The sequence below is a fragment of the Promineifilum sp. (SeqCode) genome, from assembly GCF_041918635.1.
In the GTDB taxonomy this organism is placed as follows: domain Bacteria; phylum Chloroflexota; class Anaerolineae; order Promineifilales; family Promineifilaceae; genus Promineifilum.
This window is the reverse complement of record NZ_JAYRVJ010000028.1, coordinates 1-2,753: the sequence shown is the minus strand read 5'-3', so window position 1 is coordinate 2,753 and position 2,753 is coordinate 1. Positions and strand designations below refer to the sequence as shown.

Here is a 2,753-nt window from a genome sequence, read left to right as displayed (position 1 = left end):
CCCCCGAACGTCGCGTCGCGGAAGTTGATGCCATCGTTGGCCGTCATTTCCCAGCAGACGCTCCAGCCGTGCTGCTCGTGGCAGCCGTCGGTGAAGGCATTGCGCTGGGTCAACGGCTTGCCGGCGCTGCGGTCCGCCCGGGCGCGGGTGTAGAAGGTGCGCGCCACCACCTCCTCTTCCAGGTTGACAAAGACGTGGAAGACGCGCCCCGTACCGGCCGGGTCGTGGAAGGTCAGATCGACGCACCAATCCTCGCGGCAGGCGTCATCCATCAACCAGCCAGACATGGGGATCATGGCCGGATCCATGAGGCCGATGTCTTCGCCGAGGATAGCCCGCACCTGGGCGTCGGCCGCGGCGATAGCCATCGCCTTGGGCAGCACCTGGACGCTGCCGCCCGGCCGGGCTTCGGCGTTCGTCCACTGCCCAACCACTTGCTCCCGATCCAGGTTGACCACGGCCTCGACTGTGCCCTCGTCGGTGTAGTTGTAGAGGGTGACGTAGGCGCAGTTGAGTTGGCCGCAGCCCTGGTCTTGCCAGTAGCGCGCCTCGCCCGCGGGCATGAGCACAGCCGAGAGGAATTCGGTTTCCTTGCCCGCCAGCGTCGCCGCCAGAGCGGGGTCGGCCAGCGCTAGGTCTCGCACGTGGCTCGTATCGAGCGCGTAGCCGGCCGGGTAGCCGGCCAGCGCGGCGGGCATATCGAGCATCTGCTTGCCCTTGGCCACGGCCACCAGGACGTTGGACCGTTGCTCCTGGCGGTTCCACAGCACAACCAGGGCAATCACGATGGCGTTAAGGAGGACCAGTTGAATAAGACGGCGGTTCTTCGTTGTTCGAGGTTTCACGCGGGCGATTATAGCGCTACTGGTTGGTGTGAAACAGCTTTGAAGAGCAGGGGAGCAGGGGGGCGGGGGAGCAGGGGAGAAAAGAGACAATCAACTACTGGCTCTTTCACCCCTGCTCCCCGGCCCCCCTGCTCCCCTGCTGCCTCTTCCCCCTCATTCTGCTACACTCCCCGCATGGAACCCATCACCGTCCTGCAGGGCAAACGCATTCTCCTCGGCGTCACAGGCTCAATCGCCGCTTACAAATCCATCGACCTCGCCTCGAAGCTGACCCAGGCGGGCGCGTTAGAGGATGTGATCCTGACCGGTTCAGCGGCGCGCTTTGTGACGCCGCTGGCCTTTCGCTCCGTCACCGGCCGCCCCGTCCACGACGACATGTGGGCGCTGGAGGAGCACGTCCGCCACGTCGGCCTGGGCGAGACAGCCGACCTGTACCTCATCGCTCCGGCCACGGCCAACACCATCGCCAAGCTGGCCCACGGTCTGGCCGACAACCTGCTGACCGTTACCGCGCTGGCGGCGCGCTGCCCCATCCTGGTTGCGCCGGCGATGGACGGCGGTATGTACGAGCACCCGGCGACGCGGGAGAATGTGCGCAAGCTGGGAAGCCTGGGCTACCGGGTCGTTGGGCCGGCCGAGGGGCGCATGGCCTCGGGCCTGAGCGGGCTGGGGCGAATGCTGGAACCGATGGAGTTGCTAAACGAAGTACGTCTGGCGCTGGCTGCCGGGGGCGCGCTGCGCGGCCGGCGCGTCGTCGTCAGCACCGGCCCCACGCGTGAGGCGCTCGACCCGGTGCGCTTCATCAGCAACCGTTCCAGCGGCAAGCAGGGCATCGCCGTGGCCCAGGCGGCGCTGGACGCGGGGGCGCAGGTGACGCTGATCGCCGGGCCAGTGTGCGAGCCGCCGCCCTACGGCGCGCGCGTCGTCCACGTCCAGACGACGCAGGAGATGGGCGATGCCGTCCTGAGTTGCGTCCCCGATGCCGACGTGCTGTTCATGGTCGCCGCCGTGGCCGACTTCCGGCCGGAGACGGTCTCCGACCGCAAGATCAAGAAGAACGAGAGCGCCGATTGGGGGCTGGCGATTGGGCTGGAAAAGACGCTGGACATTCTCTCGGCGGTCAAGCAACAGCGCGACCGGACAGGCTTCCCGCGCGTCGTGTTGGGTTTCGCCGCCGAAACGCACAACGCTTTCGAGTATGGGCGCGACAAACTGCTGCGCAAGGGGCTGAACTTCATCGCCGTCAACGACGTGACGGCCGAGGGGGCAGGCTTCGCCGTGGACACCAACCGCGTCGTGCTGCTCAGTTCGGCCGGGGTGGTGGAGGAGATGCCGTTGCAGAGTAAGACGGCCGTGGCCGAGCGGCTCGTCCACCACGTTGCCGCGGCGCTTAGCCCTAATGCGCACTAAGCGCGCACAAGAGCTCACGCAAAGACCGCTAAGAGTCTCAAGAACGCCAAGAAGAGTATTTCTTGGCGTTCTTGGCTTCCTTTGCGGTCTTTGCGTGAGCTCTTAATGAACTTGCCTTAAATTTGCCTCTACGTGCGGACTCGCCGGCGGCGCTCGGGGCGTTCAGCGCCGGCCGTCTCGCCGCGGCTCGTCTGTATCCAGGCCGCGCAGTTCTCGTCGTGGCCCATCATCACGTTGGCGGCCATGATGGCCTGCTTGATCTCCGCCTCCAGCGGGTTGGTGATGGCCGCTGTCAGCCCGGAGGCAATCGCCATTGTCAGGAAGGCGGCGTTGAGTGGGGTGCGGTTGGGCAGGCCGAAGGAGACGTTGCTGGCTCCACAGCAGGTATTGACGCCCAACTCATCGCGGCAGCGCCGGACGATCTCGAACACCTGCCGCCCGGCGTAACGCACCGCGCCGATGGGCATGACCAGCGGGTCGATCAACACGTCCTCGTGT

At 66.2% G+C, this 2,753-nt stretch carries 3 protein-coding genes; 1 reads left to right on the top strand and 2 read right to left on the bottom strand.

All coding sequences use genetic code 11. The features are described 5' to 3' along the window. The coding region (locus ACE3UY_RS01030; RefSeq protein WP_374685697.1) for a hypothetical protein at positions 1 to 845 on the bottom strand (845 nt) is incomplete at its 3' end. A gap of 174 nt (positions 846 to 1,019) precedes the next feature. Between ACE3UY_RS01030 and coaBC the strand changes: the two genes are divergently transcribed. Next, entirely contained in the window at positions 1,020 to 2,255 is a 1,236-nt protein-coding gene (gene coaBC / locus ACE3UY_RS01025) for a bifunctional phosphopantothenoylcysteine decarboxylase/phosphopantothenate--cysteine ligase CoaBC (protein ID WP_374685696.1), read from the top strand. Positions 2,256 to 2,383: 128 nt separating this feature from the next. On the opposite strand, the gene ACE3UY_RS01020 is transcribed toward coaBC, so the two are convergent. Then, positions 2,384 to 2,753 (bottom strand): dihydropteroate synthase (locus ACE3UY_RS01020; protein WP_374685695.1); only part of this gene is annotated, 370 nt, incomplete at its 5' end.

Excerpts from the sequence above, each read along its gene's own strand:
- coaBC (WP_374685696.1), top strand. The coding sequence starts at position 1,020 with ATGGAACCCATCACCGTCCTGCAGGGCAAACGCATTCTCCTCGGCGTC.